Source organism: Streptomyces sp. NPDC033180 (assembly GCF_055577645.1).
In genome coordinates, this window is the sequence record NZ_JBVIPU010000026.1 from 1 (window position 1) to 16,183 (window position 16,183).

Sequence of the window (16,183 nt, forward strand, 5' to 3'; positions counted from 1 at the left end):
TGGATCGCGGTGGGGATGGGCATCGCCAGTCCGAACGCCGAGGCAGCCGCCAACAGTGCCCAGCCGCTGATCCTCCTGCCCCTCATCTCCAGCGCTTTCATCCCGGCCGCCACGATGCCCGGCTGGTTCCAGCCCATCGCCGAGTACCAGCCGTTCACCCCCGCCATCGAAACCCTCCGCGGCCTCCTCCTCGGCACCGAGATCGGCAACAACGGCTGGTTCGCCCTCGCCTGGTGCGTCGCCCTGATCGCGCTCGGCTACCGCTGGTCGATGGCACAGTTCAACCGCGACCCGAAGTAGCCGACGCGCCCTTGCAACACCCGCCACACCCGCAGCACCCGCCTCGCCCCCAACTGAACGTGCCCCCGTACCCAGAACCTGGGTACGGGGGCACGTCGCACGAGCCGGGGGACGTCAGGCGGCGGCAGGCACCGTCTGCGGCTCGTCGACAGACCCGTCGAACTCGTCGAGCGGCGAAGCCGACGCGTTCTCGTAGGCCTCACGGTCGAGAATCTTCTCGCGGGCGGCGACGATCACCGGGACGGCGGCCTGTCCTGCCACGTTCGTGGCCGTGCGCATCATGTCCAGGACCGGGTCGATGGCGAGCAGCAGGCCCACGCCCTCCATCGGCAGGCCCAGTGTCGACAGGGTCAGCGTCAGCATGACCGTGGCGCCCGTCAGACCGGCGGTGGCGGCGGAGCCGACGACCGAGACGAAGGCGATGAGCAGGTACTCCTTGATGCCCATCTGCACGTCGAAGATCTGCGCGACGAAGATCGCGGCGATCGCCGGGTAGATCGCGGCGCAGCCGTCCATCTTCGTGGTGGCGCCGAACGGCACCGCGAAGGACGTGTACTCCTTCGGCACGCCGAGCCGCTCGGTGACCTTCTGGGTGACCGGCATCGTGCCGACCGAGGAGCGCGAGACGAAGGCCAGCTGGATCGCGGGCCAGGCGCCCTTGAAGAACTGCAGCGGGTTGACCTTGGCGACCGTGGAGAGCAGCAGCGGGTAGACGCCGAACATCACCAGGGCGCAACCGATGTAGATGTCGGCGGTGAACGTCGCGTACTTGCTGATCAGGTCCCAGCCGTAGTCGGCGATGGCGAAGCCGATGAGGCCGATGGTGCCGATCGGCGAGAGCTTGATGACCCACCACAGGGCCTTCTGGAGGAGGGCGAGAACCGACTCGCTCAGGTCCAGGATCGGCTGCGCCTTGTCACCGATCTTCAGTACGGCGACACCGGCGACGGCGGCCATGAAGACGATCTGCAGGACGTTGAGCTCGGTGAACGGAGTGATGACGTCCGTCGGGATGATCCCGGTGAGGAAGTCGATCCAGGAGCCCGCCTCGTCCGGCTTGGCGCCGTCCTTCGGGGTCAGGCCGGTACCGGCGCCCGGGTTCGTGATGAGCCCGATCGCGAGGCCGATGACGACCGCGATCAGCGACGTGATCATGAACCAGACCAGCGTCTGCGAGGCGAGCCGCGCGGCGTTGTTGACCTTACGCAGGTTGGTGATCGACACCAGGATGGCGAAGAAGACGAGCGGGGCGACCGCCAGCTTCAGGAGCCCGATGAAGGTGCTTCCGACCTTGTCCAGGGTGGTGACGAGCCAGGACACGTCCTGGCTGCGGGCCAGCCAGCCGAGCAGGACACCGAGGACCAGACCACCGAGGATCTGGGCCCAGAAGGGCAGCTTGAGGAACTTGGGTATCCGGGAGCCGGACTTCGACTGCTCGGCCTTGTCGGCCGGGGATACGGGGGAGTTCGCGGACACGGACACACTCCGGGTAATGGCGGGGGACGTGAGGGAGCGGCGACCGCGAGAGGTCAGAAGAAACGGCCGTAACGGCGCCGCTGCAGTGCAGATGTCACTTGGTGCTTGTCGCTCGCGCTGTTCAACGACGGCAACGACAGGCCGCGGACATGCAGCGGCAGAGATCGACATGCAGCCGCGCCACGAGCGGAACGCTCATGGCGATGCGGTGCGCGACGGCTGTCTTCATGTCGAACACGTTAACACTTGAACTTTGAGAACATCAAAGGTCTTGTTTGGGTCAGAAGAGGCCAATCAGAGGCAGAGTCACCCCCGGGACGCAAGAAACCCCGGCCCGGAGCGTTCGCTCCATTGCCGGGGTTGAGTGCTTTGTGACGAAACTTACGACACGTGCGACACCTGAGCCGCTTACGACTTCGCACGGGCCGCGTCGTCGGCGAGGTCCTCCTGGGTGCGGTTCGCCTCCAGGTTGGCCTTGGTGCGCTCCACGCGCTCGACGACCTGGACCGACGCCCGGTCCCGCTCCTTGCGCAGCACCACGAAGCTGATGGGTGCGGAGATGACGAGGGCGAGCAGCAGGACCCAGAGGAGGTTGGAGTCCCCGAGCCCCTTCGGCAGGGCCCCGACGTAGACAAGTCCCCAGACCGCGAAAAAGCAGCCCACGAAGACCCCGAGGCGCATCAGCGTGTAGCGGAGCATGTCAATCCACTCTTCCGTTCCGAAATAGGCCCGAGTAGGACGAGCCCCTCCAGTGAAGCACGGGAGGGGTCGCCCCCAGCAAGGGGGTGAGCCCTCGCACGAACCGTCAGCCGACTCGTACGAACCGTCAGCCGAGCGGGAGAAGCATGGTGATGTCGTCGCGGTCGTCACCGGGGGCGACACGGATCGCGCCGGGCACGCGCCCGACCTCCTTGTATCCGCAGGACTCGTAGAACCGGTCGACTCCCGTGCCGCCCCGGCAGGTCAGCCGTATCGCCTCGATCCCGTCAATGCCACGTGCCGCGTCGGCCGCGGCGGCCATCAGGTCGCGCCCGTATCCCCTGCCCTGGTGCTTGGGGTGCACCATCACCACGTACAGCCAGATCCAGTGCTTCATCAGCCGGTGCGTGTTGTAGGCGAGGAAGGCGGTCGCGGCGACGGCGCCGTCCTCGTCGTACCCGACGAGCAGCCGCGTCTCTCCCTGGCTCAGCTGCGCCAGGCGCTTGAGCCACTCGGGCCGGATGTCGTCGACCGTCACGGGCGGTACGAAACCGACCGCCCCGCCGGCGTTGGACACGTCGGCCCACAGGGCGAGGACGCCGTCACGGAGGGCGGGATCGATCTCCGGGTCCAACCGGAAAGTAAGTGTCATAGGTCGAGAGTAACCATTACACATGTCGAGCCTCAAGCATGTTTCGCATGCCGGACAGCCCGCAACACGACGAGCCCCGGCCGAAAGGGCCGGGGCTCGTCACGTGGTGCACAGCGGGCAGCTCAGTCGGCTCAGACCCGCATCGCCTGCGACGTCTCCCTGAGCGACAGGTCCGGACCCTCGTACTCACGGATCGACTCGTAGCGGGTGTTCCGCTCGACGGGACGGAAGCCCGCCTCGCGGATGAGGTCGAGCAGGTCCTCCCGCGTCAGCTTGTTCGGCGTACCGAAGTTGTCCGCGTCATGCGTGATCTTGTACTCGACGACCGAGCCGTCCATGTCGTCCGCGCCGTGCTGCAGGGCGAGCTGCGTCGTCTGCAGGCCGTGCATGACCCAGAAGACCTTGACGTGCGGGACGTTGTCGAAGAGGAGACGCGAGACCGCGAAGGTCTTCAGGGCCTCGGCGCCCGACGCCATGGTCGTGCGCGCCTGGAGGCGGTTCCTGACCTTGCCGTCCTTCATGTCGACGAAGTCGTGCTGGTAGCGCAGCGGGATGAAGACCTGGAACCCGCCGGTCTCGTCCTGGAGTTCACGCAGCCGCAGTACGTGGTCGACCCGGTGCCGGGGCTCCTCGATGTGGCCGTACAGCATCGTGCACGGGGTCTTGAGACCCTTCTCGTGCGCGAGGCGGTGGATGCGCGACCAGTCCTCCCAGTGGGTGCGGTGGTCCACGATGTGCTGGCGGACCTCCCAGTCGAAGATCTCCGCGCCGCCGCCGGTGAGCGATTCGAGGCCCGCCTCGATCAGCTCGTCCAGGATGTCGGAGGCCGACATCCCCGAGATCGTCTCGAAGTGGTGGATCTCCGTGGCCGTGAACGCCTTCAGCGAGACGTCCGGGAGCGCCTTCTTGAGCTCGCTGAGCGAGCGCGGGTAGTACCGCCACGGCAGGTTCGGGTGCAGGCCGTTGACGATGTGCAGCTCGGTGAGGTTCTCGCCCTCCATCGCCTTGGCGAGGCGGACGGCCTCCTCGATGCGCATCGTGTACGCGTCCTTCTCGCCCGGCTTGCGCTGGAACGAGCAGTACGCGCACGAGGCGGTGCACACGTTCGTCATGTTGAGGTGGCGGTTGACGTTGAAGTGCACGACGTCGCCGTTCTTGCGGGTGCGCACCTCGTGGGCGAGACCGCCGAGCCAGGCGAGATCGTCCGACTCGTAGAGGGCGATGCCGTCCTCGCGGGACAGCCGCTCACCGTCCCGGACCTTCTGCTCAAGTTCGCGCTTGAGACCTGCGTCCATGCCCTCGCCCTTACCTCTCCCAGCGACCTACGACCGACGACCCGCGGCCTGCGGCCTACGGCCTGCGACAAACTCCCGCCAACGGTACGCCCCGGACCTCACTCCTCTTCGGGCAGCTCCCCGACGCGGTTCTCCCACTTCGTGGAGAGCACGATCGTCGTACGCGTCCTGGAGACGCCCTTCGTGCCGCTCAGCCTGCGGATCGTCTTCTCCAGGCCGTCCACGTCCGTGGCCCGGATCTTGAGCATGTACGAGTCGTCGCCCGCGATGAACCAGCAGTCCTCGATCTCGTGCAGGTCCTTCAGGCGCCGCGCGACGTCCTCGTGGTCGGCGGCGTCCGAGAGGGAGATGCCGATGAGGGCGATGACGCCGAGGCCGAGCGACGCGGAGTCCACGGTCGCGCGGTAGCCGGTGATGACACCCGCCGCCTCGAGGCGGTTGATCCGATCCGTGACGCTCGGTCCCGAGAGGCCGACGAGCCGGCCGAGTTCGGCGTACGAGGCCCTGCCGTTCTCGCGCAGGGCCTGGATGAGCTGCCTGTCCACGGCGTCCATAGGTGCGATGCCTTTCATTATTCAGCGATACCGCGAGTCTATGTGTAGAATCTAAGGTGCAACAGGGTCAACGCCCTGTGAATCTTTCGGAATTTCAGCCGTTCAACGACGATCCTTCAGGAGTGAGTCACACCGTGTACTCGATCGAGATGGCCTACGCCCGGATGCGCGAGCTACAGGACCTGGCCAACCGCTCGCGTGCCCACAAGCCCACCGCGCCCAAGGCCGAGCGCAGCACGAAGCGCGCCGCCAAGAAGCGCTAACCCCCCGAAGGGGCAGAGCCTCCACCGAGCTCTCCCTTCCAGCGGCGGTACAGCTGATGCGGCACTCCTGCCGCGTCGAGCGTCCGCCCGGCGACGAAGTCCACCAGATCCTGGATGTGCGTCGCCCCCGCGTAGAACGCCGGAGAGGCGGGCAGCACGATCGCGCCCGCCTCGTCCAGCGTCACCAAGTGCTTCAGCGTCTGTCCGTTCAGCGGCGTCTCGCGTACGCAGACCACGAGCCGGCGGCCTTCCTTGAGCGTCACGCTCGCCGACCGCTGCAGCAGATCCTTCGAGAGCCCCAGCGCCACCCCGGCCACGCACGCCGTCGACGCGGGCACGATCAGCATCCCCTTCGTCGCGTACGACCCCGACGAGGGACCGGCGGCCAGATCACCCGCCGCCCAGTACCGCACGTCGTCCACCGGCACGTCGAACGTCCCCGGCTTCCCGTCGGCACCACGGCCGAGCCACTCCCGCAGGTCCTCCTGCCAGTGCGCGTCCCGGAAGGCGATGCCCGTCTCGTCGAGGATCGTCAGCCGCGAGGCTCGCGAGACCACCAGGTCCACGCTCTCCCCCGCCGCGAGCAGCGCCCGCAGCACGGCGGCGGCGTACGGGGTTCCCGAGGCACCGGACACCCCCACGATCCAAGGCTTACGCTGCGTATCTCCTTGCTTCACGCTGCGAGCCTAGACGGTCAGCCCGCGCACCAGCAGATCGAGCAGCGCGCAGACGAAGAGCGCGATGCCGATGAAGCCGTTGACCTGGAAGAAGGCGCGGTTGAGCCGCGAGAGGTCGTGCGGCTTGACGATGCTGTGCTCGTAGACGAACGCCCCGGCGACCACGGCGAGCCCCAGCCAGAAGAAGACACCCGCGCCGGTGTCCGCCGCGTACCAGACGAACAGCGCCGTGGTGACCAGGTGGCAGCCGCGCGCGCCCCAGATGGCGCCCGGGATGCCGAAGCGGGCGGGCACCGACTTCACGCCGACCTCGCGGTCCGTCTCCACGTCCTGGCAGGCGTAGATCAGGTCGAAGCCGCCGATCCAGATCCCGACCGCGAGGCCCAGGATGACCGCCTGCCAGGACCACTCGCCGGTGACGGCGAGCCAGGCGCCGATCGGGCCGATGGCCTGGGCGAGGCCGAGGATCGCCTGCGGGAAGTTCGTGAACCGCTTGCCGTAGGGATAGACCACCATCGGGATCACCGCGACCGGCGCCAGCGCCAGGCACAGCGGGTTGAGCAGCGCGGCCGAGCCCAGGAACACCACGAGCGCGACCAGCGCGCCCGTCCAGGCGGACTTCACCGAGACGGCGCCCGTGACGAGCTCGCGGTGGGCGGTCCTCGGGTTACGGGCGTCGATCTCCCGGTCGATGATGCGGTTCGCGGCCATGGCGAACGTCCGCAGGCCGACCATGCAGATGGTGACGAGGAGCAGCCGGCCCCAGTGGATGTTCCCGTCCAGCTGGAACATCGCGGTCAGCGCGGCGATGTAGGCGAAGGGCAGGGCGAAGACCGAGTGCTCGATCATGACGAGGCGCAGGAACGCCTTGACCTTGCCGGGCGGTGCGGGCTCGGGCCCGAAGAGTTCCGGAGTCGCTGAATCAGCACTCATCTTTAGAGCCCGTACTCCTTCCAGCGGCGGTCGACCTTCGACGCCGTCTCCGGGTCGGACTCGACCATGTTCGGCCAGCCCCCGTCCCGGGTGTAGCCCTCCTCGGGCAGCTTCTTCGTCGCGTCGATGCCCGCCTTGCCGCCCCAGAACTGCTGGTAGGAGGCGTGGTCGAGGTGGTCTACGGGACCTTCGGCCACCGTCAGGTCGCGGGCGTAGTCGGTGTTGCCGAGCGCGCGCCAGGACACTTCGTGCAGGTCATGGACGTCGCAATCCTTGTCCACGACCACGATCAGTTTGGTCAGCGACATCATGTGGGCGCCCCAGATGGCGTGCATGACCTTCTGCGCGTGCTTCGGGTACTTCTTGTCGATCGAGACGATCGCGCAGTTGTGGAAGCCGCCGGACTCCGGCAGGTGGTAGTCCACGATGTCCGGGACGATCACCTTGAGGAGGGGCAGGAAGAAGCGCTCGGTGGCACGGCCCAGCGGGCCGTCCTCCGTCGGCGGTCGGCCGACGACGATCGACTGGAGCAGCGGACGCTTCCGCATCGTCACGCAGTCGATCTTCAGCGCGGGGAAGTCCTCCTGCGGCGTGTAGAAGCCGGTGTGGTCGCCGAAGGGACCTTCGGGGAGCATCTCGCCCGGTTCGAGCCAGCCCTCGATGACGACCTCGGCGTGCGCGGGGACCTGGAGCGGCACGGTCTTGCAGTCGACCATCTCCACGCGCTTGCCCTGGATGAACCCGGCCAGCATGTACTCGTCCATGTCGCCGGGCAGCGGCGCGGTCGACGCGTACGTCACGGCGGGCGGACAGCCGAAGGCGATCGCGACCGGCAGCTTCTCGCCCCTGCGGGCGGCCACCTGGTAGTGGTTGCGGCTGTCCTTGTGGATCTGCCAGTGCATGCCGATGGTGCGCTTGTCGTGGCGCTGGAGGCGGTACAGGCCGAGGTTGCGCACCCCGGTGTCGGGGTCCTTGGTGTGGGTCAGCCCCAGGTTGAAGAAGGAACCGCCGTCCTCGGGCCAGGTGAAGAGCGCGGGGAGCTTCTCCAGGTCGACGTCGTCGCCGGTGAGGACGACCTCCTGCACGGGCGCGTTGTCGGACTTCACCTTCTTCGGCGGTACGTGCGTCATCGCGCCGAGCTTCCCGAACGCCTCGCGCACGCCGACGAAGCCCTGCGGCAGCTCCGGCTTGAGCAGTCCGCCGATCTTGTCGCTGATCTCGCTGTACGACTTCAGGCCCAGCGCCTTCAGGAGGCGGCGGTCCGTCCCGTACACGTTCATCGCGAGGGGCATCGATGAGCCCTTGACGTTCTCGAAGAGGAGCGCGGGGCCGCCGGACTTCTGCACCCGGTCGGTGATCTCGCCGACCTCCAGATACGGATCGACCTCGGCCTTGATGCGCTTGAGATCGCCCTCGCGCTCCAGTGCACGGAGCAGGGAGCGAAGATCGTCATAAGCCATGCGTTCCAGTATCGGTCACCGGCTACCCTGGCCCGGACAGCGGGGCCCGCACGCCGCCCCTCCTTCGTCGCTTGGGGAATCGCGCAACCATGCTCAGGTATCTGCCGTTCCTGCTCGTCCTGGCCGTGTGGATCTATGCCTTCATCGATGTCCTGAACACTCCGGAGAAGGAGATCAGACATCTGCCGAAGGTGGTCTGGGTCATCATCGTGCTGCTCTTCGGCGAGGTTCTCCTCGGCCCGATCGCCTGGTTCGTCACCGGCAAGGTGCGCAAGGCGCCTGCCGCCGGGGGTGGCCCGCGTGCCGGACGCGGCGGGCGCGGACAGTGGGTGGCGCCGGACGACAACCCCGAGTTCCTGAAGTCCCTCAGGGACGAGGACCCGGACGACAAGAAGCGGGACCGGGGCACGGAGAGCTAGGGCCTGGCGAACGGGAGTCCGATGATGGAACTGCGGCTGCTCGCCACCTTCGAGAAGGTCGCCTCCGTACTCAGCTTCACGCAGGCCGCGGCCGAGCTGAAGTACGCACAGTCCAGCGTCACGAGCCAGATCCGCTCCCTGGAGTCCTCGCTCGGCACCGAGCTCTTCGACCGGCTCGGCAGCCGCATCCGCCTGACGGAGGCGGGCGAGCGCCTGCTCCCCTACGCCCGGCAGATCATCGAGCTCGCGGACGAGGCGCGGTCCGCGGTCGTCGACGCCGGGGAGCCGAGCGGCGCCATCGCGGTCGGCACGATGGAGTCCCTGACGTCCTACCGCCTGCCCCCGCTGCTCGAACTCTTCCACCACCGCTACCCGAAGGTTCAGCTCTCCCTGCGCCCCACGCTGGGCGACGAGACGCGCCACGCGCTGCGGCAGGGGACGTACGACGTCGGGTTCCTGATGGAGCGGGAGACCGAGCACGCGGGTCTGGAGACCGAGGTCCTCGCCGAGGAGCCGCTGGTGCTGGTCTGCGCGCCGACGCATCCGCTGGCCGCGCACGGGGGCGAGTCGCTCGCCACGGGTGATCTGGCGGCGGTGCAGCTGGTGGGCACGGAGCCCGGCTGCCCCTACCGGGATCTGTTCGAGGACGAGCTGCGGGTGCGGAACGGCTCCCCGCCGCCCTTCATGGAGTTCGGCACGATCGAGGCCACCAAGCGGGGGGTCGCCGGTGGCCTCGGGGTGGCGCTGCTGCCGCGGATGGCGGTGCGCGACGAGCTGACCTCGGGGGCGCTCGTCGCGCTGCCGTGGGAGCCGCCGTTCGTTCTGCACACGCAACTGGCGTGGCGTTCGGGCAAGCGGCTTCCCGCGCATGTGCGGCTGTTCATCGAGCAGTCGGTACGGCTGGTGCGGGAGCAGGCAGCTGAGTTCGCGAACTAGGCTTCACCTGCGCTGGCTTGGCTCGGTTGACCTTCAGGCTCGCGAGGACGATCAGCGGTACACCGAGCGCCTGTACGAGGCCGATGTGGTGCCCGTAGACGGCCCAGTCGGCGACCATCGCGACCGCCGGGTAGGTGAAGGCGAGTACGGCGATCTTGGCGGTGGGCAGCTTGGCGTACGCCGCGTACATCAGGACGTACATCAGGCCGGTGTGGATGACGCCGAGCCCGACGAGCCAGCCCCAGCCCGCGCCCGTTCCGCTCATCGCGCCGAAGTTCGCGAAGGGCAGCAACAGCGGTATTCCGACGAGGACTTGGACGAGGGCGATCAGGTGCGGCCGCACCCCGGTGATGCGCTTGGTGACGAGGGTGGAGAGGCCGTAGAGCAGCGCGGCGAGGAGCGCGAAACCGATGCCCGTGAGCGAGCCGAGGTCGCCGGGGCGCACTCCGGAGACGAGCACGAGCCCGGCGAACGCGGTCGCCAACCACATGAGTTGAGTCCTGGTCAGTCGCTCACGGAAGATGACCGCGCTGAGCAGCACGAGCAGGAACGGCTGCGTGTGGTAGACGACGGTGGCCAGGGAGATGGACGTCGCCTCGTACGCCTTGAAGAGGAACACCCAGTTGAAGACGATGAACGCGCCGCCGAGTGCGGCGAGTCCGAGCTTCTTCGGGGTGAGGCCGTGGCCGCGGAAGTAGCCGCGGGCGAACGCGTAGGCCCCGAGGGCGATGGCGCCGAAGAGCACGCGGAAGAACACGACGTTGAAGGCCGACGCGCCCGACTCGACGACGAAGATCCCGAGGGTGCCGGAGAGCACCATCGCGGCGGTGAGCTGGGCCGTGCCCTTGTTCTCTGAGGTCATGCCCATGAAGCTACGAGCGGACGTATGCGCTGGTCCACGAGCCAGTGGGGCGTCCTGCCGATGGGGTCATCGGCAGGGACGATGGCACCGGACAGAGCTTCGGACGAGAGGTGCGCTCATGGATCGCCTGGATCACTTGGATCACGCACAGGCCCGCGCATGGCTCGCGACCGCCGTCGATGAGGCCCGGCAGGGCCTGGCGGAGGGTGGCATCCCGATCGGCGCCGCGCTCTACGGCGCGGACGGGGCCCGGCTGGGGCGCGGGCGCAATCGCCGTGTCCAGGACGGCGACCCGTCCCTGCACGCGGAGACGTCGGCGTTCCGGGACGCGGGACGGCAGCGCACGTACCGCGGGACGACGATGGTCACGACCCTCTCCCCCTGCTGGTACTGCAGCGGCCTGGTACGGCAGTTCGGGATCTCGCGGGTGGTCGTCGGTGAGGCGCGGACGTTCCACGGCGGCCACGACTGGCTGGCGGAGCACGGCGTGGAGATCATCATCCTCGACGATCCCGCGTGCGCGACGATGATGCGGGACTTCATCGCGGCACGGCCGGAGCTGTGGCACGAGGACATCGGCCTCGATCTCGGTGTCGACTAGCCGGCCCGCAGGACCAGCGCGAGCAGTCCGGGGAAGCGGGCGTCGAACTCCTCCCGGCGCAGACGGTTGACCCGTCGCGCCCCCTGGTCCCGCTGCTCGACGATGCCCGCCCCCCGCAGCACCGTGAAGTGATGGCTCAGCGCCGCCTTGCCGACGGGCACGTCGAAGCTGCCGCAGGCGCGGGTCCAGTCGGGGGACGACGCCAACTCCCGTACCAGTTCGATGCGTACGGGATCGGCCAGCGCGGTGAGCGCGGTCAGTACGGGGACCTCGTCCGGGTGGACGTGCACCGGCGCCGCGCGGTGGTGCGTGTTCGCCACGTCCGACCTCCTGCTTCTCGGCCTCTCGACCCTCGACCCCTTGCCGAGTGTTCGATGAGAACCATACACTCCCGGTGTTCGCTTTCCATTGAACACTCGAAGGGGTGCCCAGCCATGCCCAAGCCCATGCCCACCATGCGCGCGATCCAGCTCCAGGAGTACGGCGGCCCCGAGGTCCTCACGGTGATGGAGGCCGACGTCCCCGCGCCCGCAGCCGGTCAGATCAGCATCGACGTCGCCTACAACGGCGTGAACTTCGCCGACCTGAAGGCCAGGGCCGAGGGCTACCGCGTGCCCGCGCTCCCCTACGTGCCGGGCCTCGAAGTCTCCGGTCGAATCCGGGAGATCGGCTCGGGCGTCGAGGGGTTCACGGTCGGCCAGGAGGTCGCCGCGCTCACCGACGGCGGGGCGTACGCGCAGGTCGCGCTCGCCGACGCGGCGACGGTGTTCGCGCTGCCGGACGGCGTGGACCTGCGCACGGCAGCCACCCTGCCCACGGTCCTGCCCACCGCGCACGCGCTGGTCCACGAGGTGGGCAGGCTGAGCGCGGGCGAGACAGTCCTCGTCCAGGGAGCGGCCGGCGGAATCGGCACGGTGGTGGGCCAGTTGGCGAAGGCGGGCGGCGCGGGCGCGGTGTACGGCGTCGTGTCGAGCGAGGCCAAGGCGGAGTACGCGCTGAAGCACGGGTACGACGAGGTGTTCATCGGGGGCTCCGGGGGCTCCGGGGGCTCCGGGGGTGGCTTCGCTGTGGAGGTGCGTGCGGCCACCGGTGGGCGCGGGGTGGACCTCGCCCTCGACCCGGTGGGCGGCGACGCCTTCCGGGGGGCCCTCGACGCCCTCGCCGTCTTCGGGCGGCTCGTCTCCTTCGGCAACGCGAGCTCGGCAGAGCCGTGGCAGGTGGGCCAGCCGGAGCTGTACGGGACGGGGCTCGGCGTCTTCGGCTTCTCGATCCTCTCCCTCGCCAAGTCGGCGCCCGAGGCGTTGCGCGAGGTCGCCGTACGGGCCTTCGCGAAGGTGGCCGACGGGACGGTGGAGCTGCCGGTCACGGCGGAGTTCCCCCTGGCGGACGCGGCCGACGCGCATCGTCTGATGGGGTCGCGCACGAGCACCGGGAAGCTGCTGCTGCGGGTGGCGGACTGACCCACGGCGGTGCGATCACGCCTCCCGCCGCGGGGCGATCACGCCTCCCACCGTGGGGCGATCACGCCTCCTGGTACGCCTCGCGCAGCTTTCGCCACGGCTCCAGGCTCCACGTCGACCAGTCCTTCGGCCGCCCGTCGAGCGCCTCGACGAGGAACTCGAAGTGGTTGTGCCAGCCGGCGAGGCAGTCGAGACGCAGCTCGTCGTCTCCGTCGAACTCGTTGGTGAAGCGGAGGGTCGTACCGGTGCCCCCGTCGGCCGCCTCCAGATGGAAACGGCACCGTCCGTGCAGGTCGATCGTGTACTCGGCGACCCGCTCCGGATCCCACGCGGTGACGTGCCCGGAGTGGGTGGCCGCCTCTCCCCCGTTGAGCCAGCGCAACGAAACCGCGCCACCGAGCCGCGCCTCGAACACGTCAGCGGCGGCCAGCCACCCCGGAAGACCCTCCGGGGTGGCCACCGCCGCCCAGACCTTTTCCACAGGGTGGGGAAGGTGGAGCTCGTAGTGGAGATGCTGGACCGGCCCCCCGGCACCGCTTGAGGTCTCGGTCCTGCTTTCGCCCTGCCCGATCGTCGCGGTCACAGGCCAAGCCTGCCCCGGCACGGGCCGCTCCGCACCCCCGGCACTGCAACGGCGGTACGGGGGTTCAGACGCCGGCGTACGAGTGCTTGCCGGTGACGAAGATGTTCACGCCGTAGTAGTTGAACAGCCAGCAGCCGAAGGCGATCAGGGCCAGGTAGGCGGCCTTGCGGCCCTTCCAGCCCGCTGTCGCGCGCGCGTGAAGGTAGCAGGCGTAGGCGACCCAGGTGATGAAGGACCAGACCTCCTTGGGGTCCCAGCCCCAGTAGCGGCCCCACGCGTCGCCCGCCCAGATCGCGCCCGCGATGATCGTGAACGTCCACAGCGGGAAGACCGCGGCGTTCACGCGGTACGAGAACTTGTCGAGCGTGGACGCGGCCGGAAGGCGCTCCAGGACGGAGGTCGCGAAGCGGCCCGGCTGCCCGCCCGCGGCCAGCTTGTTCTCGTAGGAGTCGCGGAAGAGGTAGAGGATCGTCGCGACGCCGGCCAGGTAGAAGGTCGCGCCGCAGAAGATCGCCGTGGAGACGTGGATCCACAACCAGTACGAGTGAAGGGCGGGAACCAACTGGTCGCTGGCGGTGTACAAGACAGTGACGGCGAGACCGAGATCGAGGAGGACCGTGGTGATCAGCGGAAGGCCGAGCCACCTGACGTTCTTCTTCAGCGCCAGAAGCACGAGGTACACACCCACGGCCATGGTGGAGAAGGTGATGTTGAACTCGTACATATTGCCCCACGGCGCCCGCTGCACCGAGAGCGCGCGGGTGAGCACACCACCGAACTCGACGAGGAACGCGAGCACGGTGAGGGACACGGCGATACGGCCGTAGAGGTCCCCCTTCTCGTCACCGGCCGCCGCACCGGGGCCGTCCGGCACATCGCGGGTTCCGGTGACGGAGCGGGTGACGACCTTGGGAGCCGACTTCGGCCGGTCGAGGACGGCGGTGCCGCCCTTGGCCTTGACGGTGACACCGGGCGCCTTGGCGGCGGCCTCGGCCCGGGGGGTCAGCGCGGCGGCCGTGCGGCCGACCTTGCTGCGGCTGCCGAGGATCCACTCCGCCATGTGCGCGAAGAAGGCAAGGAGATAGACGGCCATCGCGGAGTAGATCAGCACATTGCTGACGCTCGCGAGGTTCTCGTTCGGTTCGGCGGCGAGGGTGGTGGCGAGATTCACTTCTCAGCCCCTTCGGCAGGAACAACTTGGGGGGTGGAGTCACCATGCTCGGCATCGGAATGATCGGCATGATCGGCATGGTCTGTTTCGGGCGCGCTCGGCGCCTTCTCGTGCAGGTGCGCGGCGAGGTCGCCCAGCTCCTCGGGCAGCTTGGCGGACTCGCTGCGGCCGAGCCCGGCCATCTCGACGACGGTGACGCCGTCGGCGCCCCGTACCGCCCGCACCCACACGCGGCGGCGCTGGATGAACAGCGACCCGGCGAGGCCGACGATGGCGGAGATCGCCCCGACGAGCGCCCACATGCTGCCGGGCTGCTGGGAGATCTGGAAGGTCGCCCAGCGCTTGATGTCCTTCTCGAAGGTGATCGAGCCGGCGCCGCCGGGCAGCTTCATCGTCTCGCCGGGCCGCATCCGCTGCTTGAGGAGCTCGCCCTTGGAGTCCTTGAACTTGTCCATCTTGCTGGTGTCCAGCTGATAGACGTTCTGCGGCAGACCGGAGTCCACACCGAGGCTTCCGTGGTACGCGGACAGCGCGAGCACGGGGTAGTCCAGTGCGGGGAACTGGGAGAACATCTGGCCCTGGCCCGCGCCCGCGAACGTCGGCACGAAGAAGGCGTTGAAGCCGAGCTGCTCCTGCTTGCCGTTCTTGTCGCGGTAGCCGTCGAGGACCTTGATGGCGCCGGTGGCCGTGCCGTTGGAGTCGATCGGAAGCAGCGGCACGGACGCCTTGTAGACGACCTTGCCCTTGCCGTCGCGGACGGTGACGGTCGGCGCGTAGCCCTGGCCGATGAGGTAGACCTTCGAGCCGTCGACCTCGAGCGGCTTGTTGACCTCGATCGCCTGCTTCTTCTCCTTGCCGTCGGTGCCCTCGCTGTAGGAGACGTTCGCCCGGTAGGTGCGGGCGGTCCCCTTCTCGGGCCCCTTCCGCTCGAACGAGGACTCGAAGTTGTCCAGCTTGAAGCTGAACGGCGCCAGATCAGCGGTGTCGAAGAGACTGCCGGACTTGAAGTTGTCGTACTGAGTCAGGGTGTTGGAGAACCCGTCGCCCTGTACGACGAGCTTGCCGCCCTCGGACTTGAACAGGGCGCCGGCGGCGAACGCCACCAGAAGCACGATCAGGGAGATGTGGAAGAAGAGGTTGCCCGCCTCACGCAGGTATCCCTTCTCCGCGGCGACGGACGCGCCCGCACCGCCCTGACGGCTCGTGAGGTCCGCGCGGAAGCGGCGCCCCTTCAGCAGCGCGAGCGCCGCCTCGTGGACCTGCTCGGGCTCGGCCTCGGTGCGCCAGGTGGTGTACGCGGGCAGCCGGTCGAGCCGTTTGGGGGCGCCCGGTGGCCGGCCGCGCAGCTGGCCGACGAACTGCCAGGTGCGGGGCACGATGCAGCCGATGAGGGAGACGAAGAGAAGGATGTAGATCGCCGAGAACCACACGGAGCTGTAGACGTCGAACAGCTGGAACTTCTCGTACAGCGGCCCGAGGGTGGTGTGCGCCTTCTTGAAGTCCTGGACCTTCAGCTCGTCGATGCTGGTCTGCGGGATCAGCGAGCCGGGGATCGCGCCGAGCGAGAGCAGGAGCAGCAGGAGCAGCGCGACCCGCATCGAGGTCAGCTGACGCCACATCCACCGGACCCAGCCGGTGACCTCACGGCCGGACCAGACGAGCCACCCGACGGCGCCCGGAGCGCGCTTGCCGCCGAAGGAGCCGGGCATCGCCCGGTCGACCGGCGCGGTGGAGAGCTGGGAGCCCGCGGCGCCCAGGTCGCTCTGGTCTTCCAAGGCCTCGGTCTTGCTCGTGTCGGAGGCTTCGGTCCTGCTCGTGTCAGGGGCTTCGGTCTTGCTCATG

Annotated in this window: 19 protein-coding genes; 6 read left to right on the forward strand and 13 right to left on the reverse strand. The window is 68.5% G+C overall.

The window, feature by feature from the left end:
- On the forward strand, positions 1-300 hold a 300-nt coding region (locus ACZ5WE_RS37445; RefSeq protein WP_467695992.1), incomplete at its 5' end, for an ABC transporter permease.
- A 114-nt stretch (positions 301-414) separates the two neighbouring features.
- On the opposite strand, the gene ACZ5WE_RS37450 is transcribed toward ACZ5WE_RS37445, so the two are convergent.
- The 5 genes from ACZ5WE_RS37450 to ACZ5WE_RS37470 form a co-directional block, all read right to left on the reverse strand.
- The gene (locus tag ACZ5WE_RS37450; RefSeq protein ID WP_467695990.1) at positions 415-1,776 is read right to left on the reverse strand and encodes a dicarboxylate/amino acid:cation symporter; all 1,362 of its coding nucleotides are present in this window, start codon (positions 1,774-1,776) and stop codon (positions 415-417) included.
- A 408-nt stretch (positions 1,777-2,184) separates the two neighbouring features.
- The gene (locus ACZ5WE_RS37455) at positions 2,185-2,475 is read right to left on the reverse strand and encodes a DUF4229 domain-containing protein (RefSeq protein WP_467695988.1); all 291 of its coding nucleotides are present in this window, start codon (positions 2,473-2,475) and stop codon (positions 2,185-2,187) included.
- A gap of 127 nt (positions 2,476-2,602) precedes the next feature.
- The gene (locus ACZ5WE_RS37460; RefSeq protein WP_467695986.1) at positions 2,603-3,127 is read right to left on the reverse strand and encodes a GNAT family N-acetyltransferase; all 525 of its coding nucleotides are present in this window, start codon (positions 3,125-3,127) and stop codon (positions 2,603-2,605) included.
- Positions 3,128-3,258: 131 nt separating this feature from the next.
- The gene (gene mqnE / locus ACZ5WE_RS37465) at positions 3,259-4,422 is read right to left on the reverse strand and encodes an aminofutalosine synthase MqnE (RefSeq protein ID WP_467695984.1); all 1,164 of its coding nucleotides are present in this window, start codon (positions 4,420-4,422) and stop codon (positions 3,259-3,261) included.
- Positions 4,423-4,520: 98 nt separating this feature from the next.
- Positions 4,521-4,976 (reverse strand): Lrp/AsnC family transcriptional regulator, encoded by a 456-nt coding sequence (locus tag ACZ5WE_RS37470; RefSeq protein ID WP_365828967.1) that lies wholly within the window; start codon positions 4,974-4,976, stop codon positions 4,521-4,523.
- 122 nt (positions 4,977-5,098) lie between these two features.
- On the opposite strand from ACZ5WE_RS37470, the gene ACZ5WE_RS37475 reads away from it, so the two are divergent.
- The gene (locus ACZ5WE_RS37475) at positions 5,099-5,239 is read left to right on the forward strand and encodes a hypothetical protein (RefSeq protein ID WP_467695982.1); all 141 of its coding nucleotides are present in this window, start codon (positions 5,099-5,101) and stop codon (positions 5,237-5,239) included.
- On the opposite strand, the gene ACZ5WE_RS37480 is transcribed toward ACZ5WE_RS37475, so the two are convergent.
- From ACZ5WE_RS37480 to ACZ5WE_RS37490, 3 genes are read right to left on the reverse strand one after another with little or no spacing between them, the layout of a single operon-like run.
- Entirely contained in the window at positions 5,236-5,916 is a 681-nt protein-coding gene (locus ACZ5WE_RS37480) for a UbiX family flavin prenyltransferase (RefSeq protein ID WP_467695980.1), read from the reverse strand. The two genes, ACZ5WE_RS37475 and ACZ5WE_RS37480, sit on opposite strands and share 4 nt — an antisense overlap.
- A gap of 9 nt (positions 5,917-5,925) precedes the next feature.
- Positions 5,926-6,849, reverse strand: coding sequence for a menaquinone biosynthesis prenyltransferase MqnP (gene mqnP / locus ACZ5WE_RS37485; RefSeq protein WP_467695979.1), 924 nt, complete (start codon positions 6,847-6,849; stop codon positions 5,926-5,928).
- A gap of 2 nt (positions 6,850-6,851) precedes the next feature.
- On the reverse strand, positions 6,852-8,309 hold the full coding sequence (locus tag ACZ5WE_RS37490; protein ID WP_467695978.1) for a menaquinone biosynthesis decarboxylase: 1,458 nt from the start codon (positions 8,307-8,309) through the stop codon (positions 6,852-6,854).
- An 89-nt stretch (positions 8,310-8,398) separates the two neighbouring features.
- On the opposite strand from ACZ5WE_RS37490, the gene ACZ5WE_RS37495 reads away from it, so the two are divergent.
- The gene (locus ACZ5WE_RS37495; protein WP_467695976.1) at positions 8,399-8,728 is read left to right on the forward strand and encodes a PLD nuclease N-terminal domain-containing protein; all 330 of its coding nucleotides are present in this window, start codon (positions 8,399-8,401) and stop codon (positions 8,726-8,728) included.
- A 24-nt stretch (positions 8,729-8,752) separates the two neighbouring features.
- On the forward strand, positions 8,753-9,664 hold the full coding sequence (locus ACZ5WE_RS37500) for a LysR family transcriptional regulator (RefSeq protein WP_467695997.1): 912 nt from the start codon (positions 8,753-8,755) through the stop codon (positions 9,662-9,664).
- Here the strand turns inward: ACZ5WE_RS37500 and ACZ5WE_RS37505 are convergent.
- A complete protein-coding gene (locus ACZ5WE_RS37505) occupies positions 9,609-10,526 on the reverse strand; it encodes a DMT family transporter (RefSeq protein WP_467695975.1) in 918 nt (305 codons plus the stop codon). The genes ACZ5WE_RS37500 and ACZ5WE_RS37505 overlap by 56 nt on opposite strands.
- Before the next feature lie 118 nt (positions 10,527-10,644).
- On the opposite strand from ACZ5WE_RS37505, the gene ACZ5WE_RS37510 reads away from it, so the two are divergent.
- Positions 10,645-11,127 (forward strand): nucleoside deaminase, encoded by a 483-nt coding sequence (locus ACZ5WE_RS37510; RefSeq protein WP_467695973.1) that lies wholly within the window; start codon positions 10,645-10,647, stop codon positions 11,125-11,127.
- On the opposite strand, the gene ACZ5WE_RS37515 is transcribed toward ACZ5WE_RS37510, so the two are convergent.
- The gene (locus ACZ5WE_RS37515; protein ID WP_467695971.1) at positions 11,124-11,447 is read right to left on the reverse strand and encodes an ArsR/SmtB family transcription factor; all 324 of its coding nucleotides are present in this window, start codon (positions 11,445-11,447) and stop codon (positions 11,124-11,126) included. The two genes, ACZ5WE_RS37510 and ACZ5WE_RS37515, sit on opposite strands and share 4 nt — an antisense overlap.
- 135 nt (positions 11,448-11,582) lie before the next feature.
- On the opposite strand from ACZ5WE_RS37515, the gene ACZ5WE_RS37520 reads away from it, so the two are divergent.
- Complete coding sequence (locus ACZ5WE_RS37520; RefSeq protein WP_467695995.1) at positions 11,583-12,587, forward strand: quinone oxidoreductase family protein; 1,005 nt, start codon at positions 11,583-11,585, stop codon at positions 12,585-12,587.
- 61 nt (positions 12,588-12,648) lie between these two features.
- On the opposite strand, the gene ACZ5WE_RS37525 is transcribed toward ACZ5WE_RS37520, so the two are convergent.
- From ACZ5WE_RS37525 to resB, 3 genes are all read right to left on the reverse strand, one after another.
- A complete protein-coding gene (locus ACZ5WE_RS37525; protein ID WP_467695969.1) occupies positions 12,649-13,170 on the reverse strand; it encodes an SRPBCC domain-containing protein in 522 nt (173 codons plus the stop codon).
- A gap of 64 nt (positions 13,171-13,234) precedes the next feature.
- Entirely contained in the window at positions 13,235-14,341 is a 1,107-nt protein-coding gene (gene ccsB / locus ACZ5WE_RS37530; RefSeq protein WP_467695967.1) for a c-type cytochrome biogenesis protein CcsB, read from the reverse strand.
- Entirely contained in the window at positions 14,338-16,182 is a 1,845-nt protein-coding gene (resB, locus tag ACZ5WE_RS37535) for a cytochrome c biogenesis protein ResB (protein ID WP_467695965.1), read from the reverse strand. Before resB ends, ccsB begins: the two co-directional genes overlap by 4 nt.
- Between the last annotated feature and the right edge of the window lies 1 nt (position 16,183).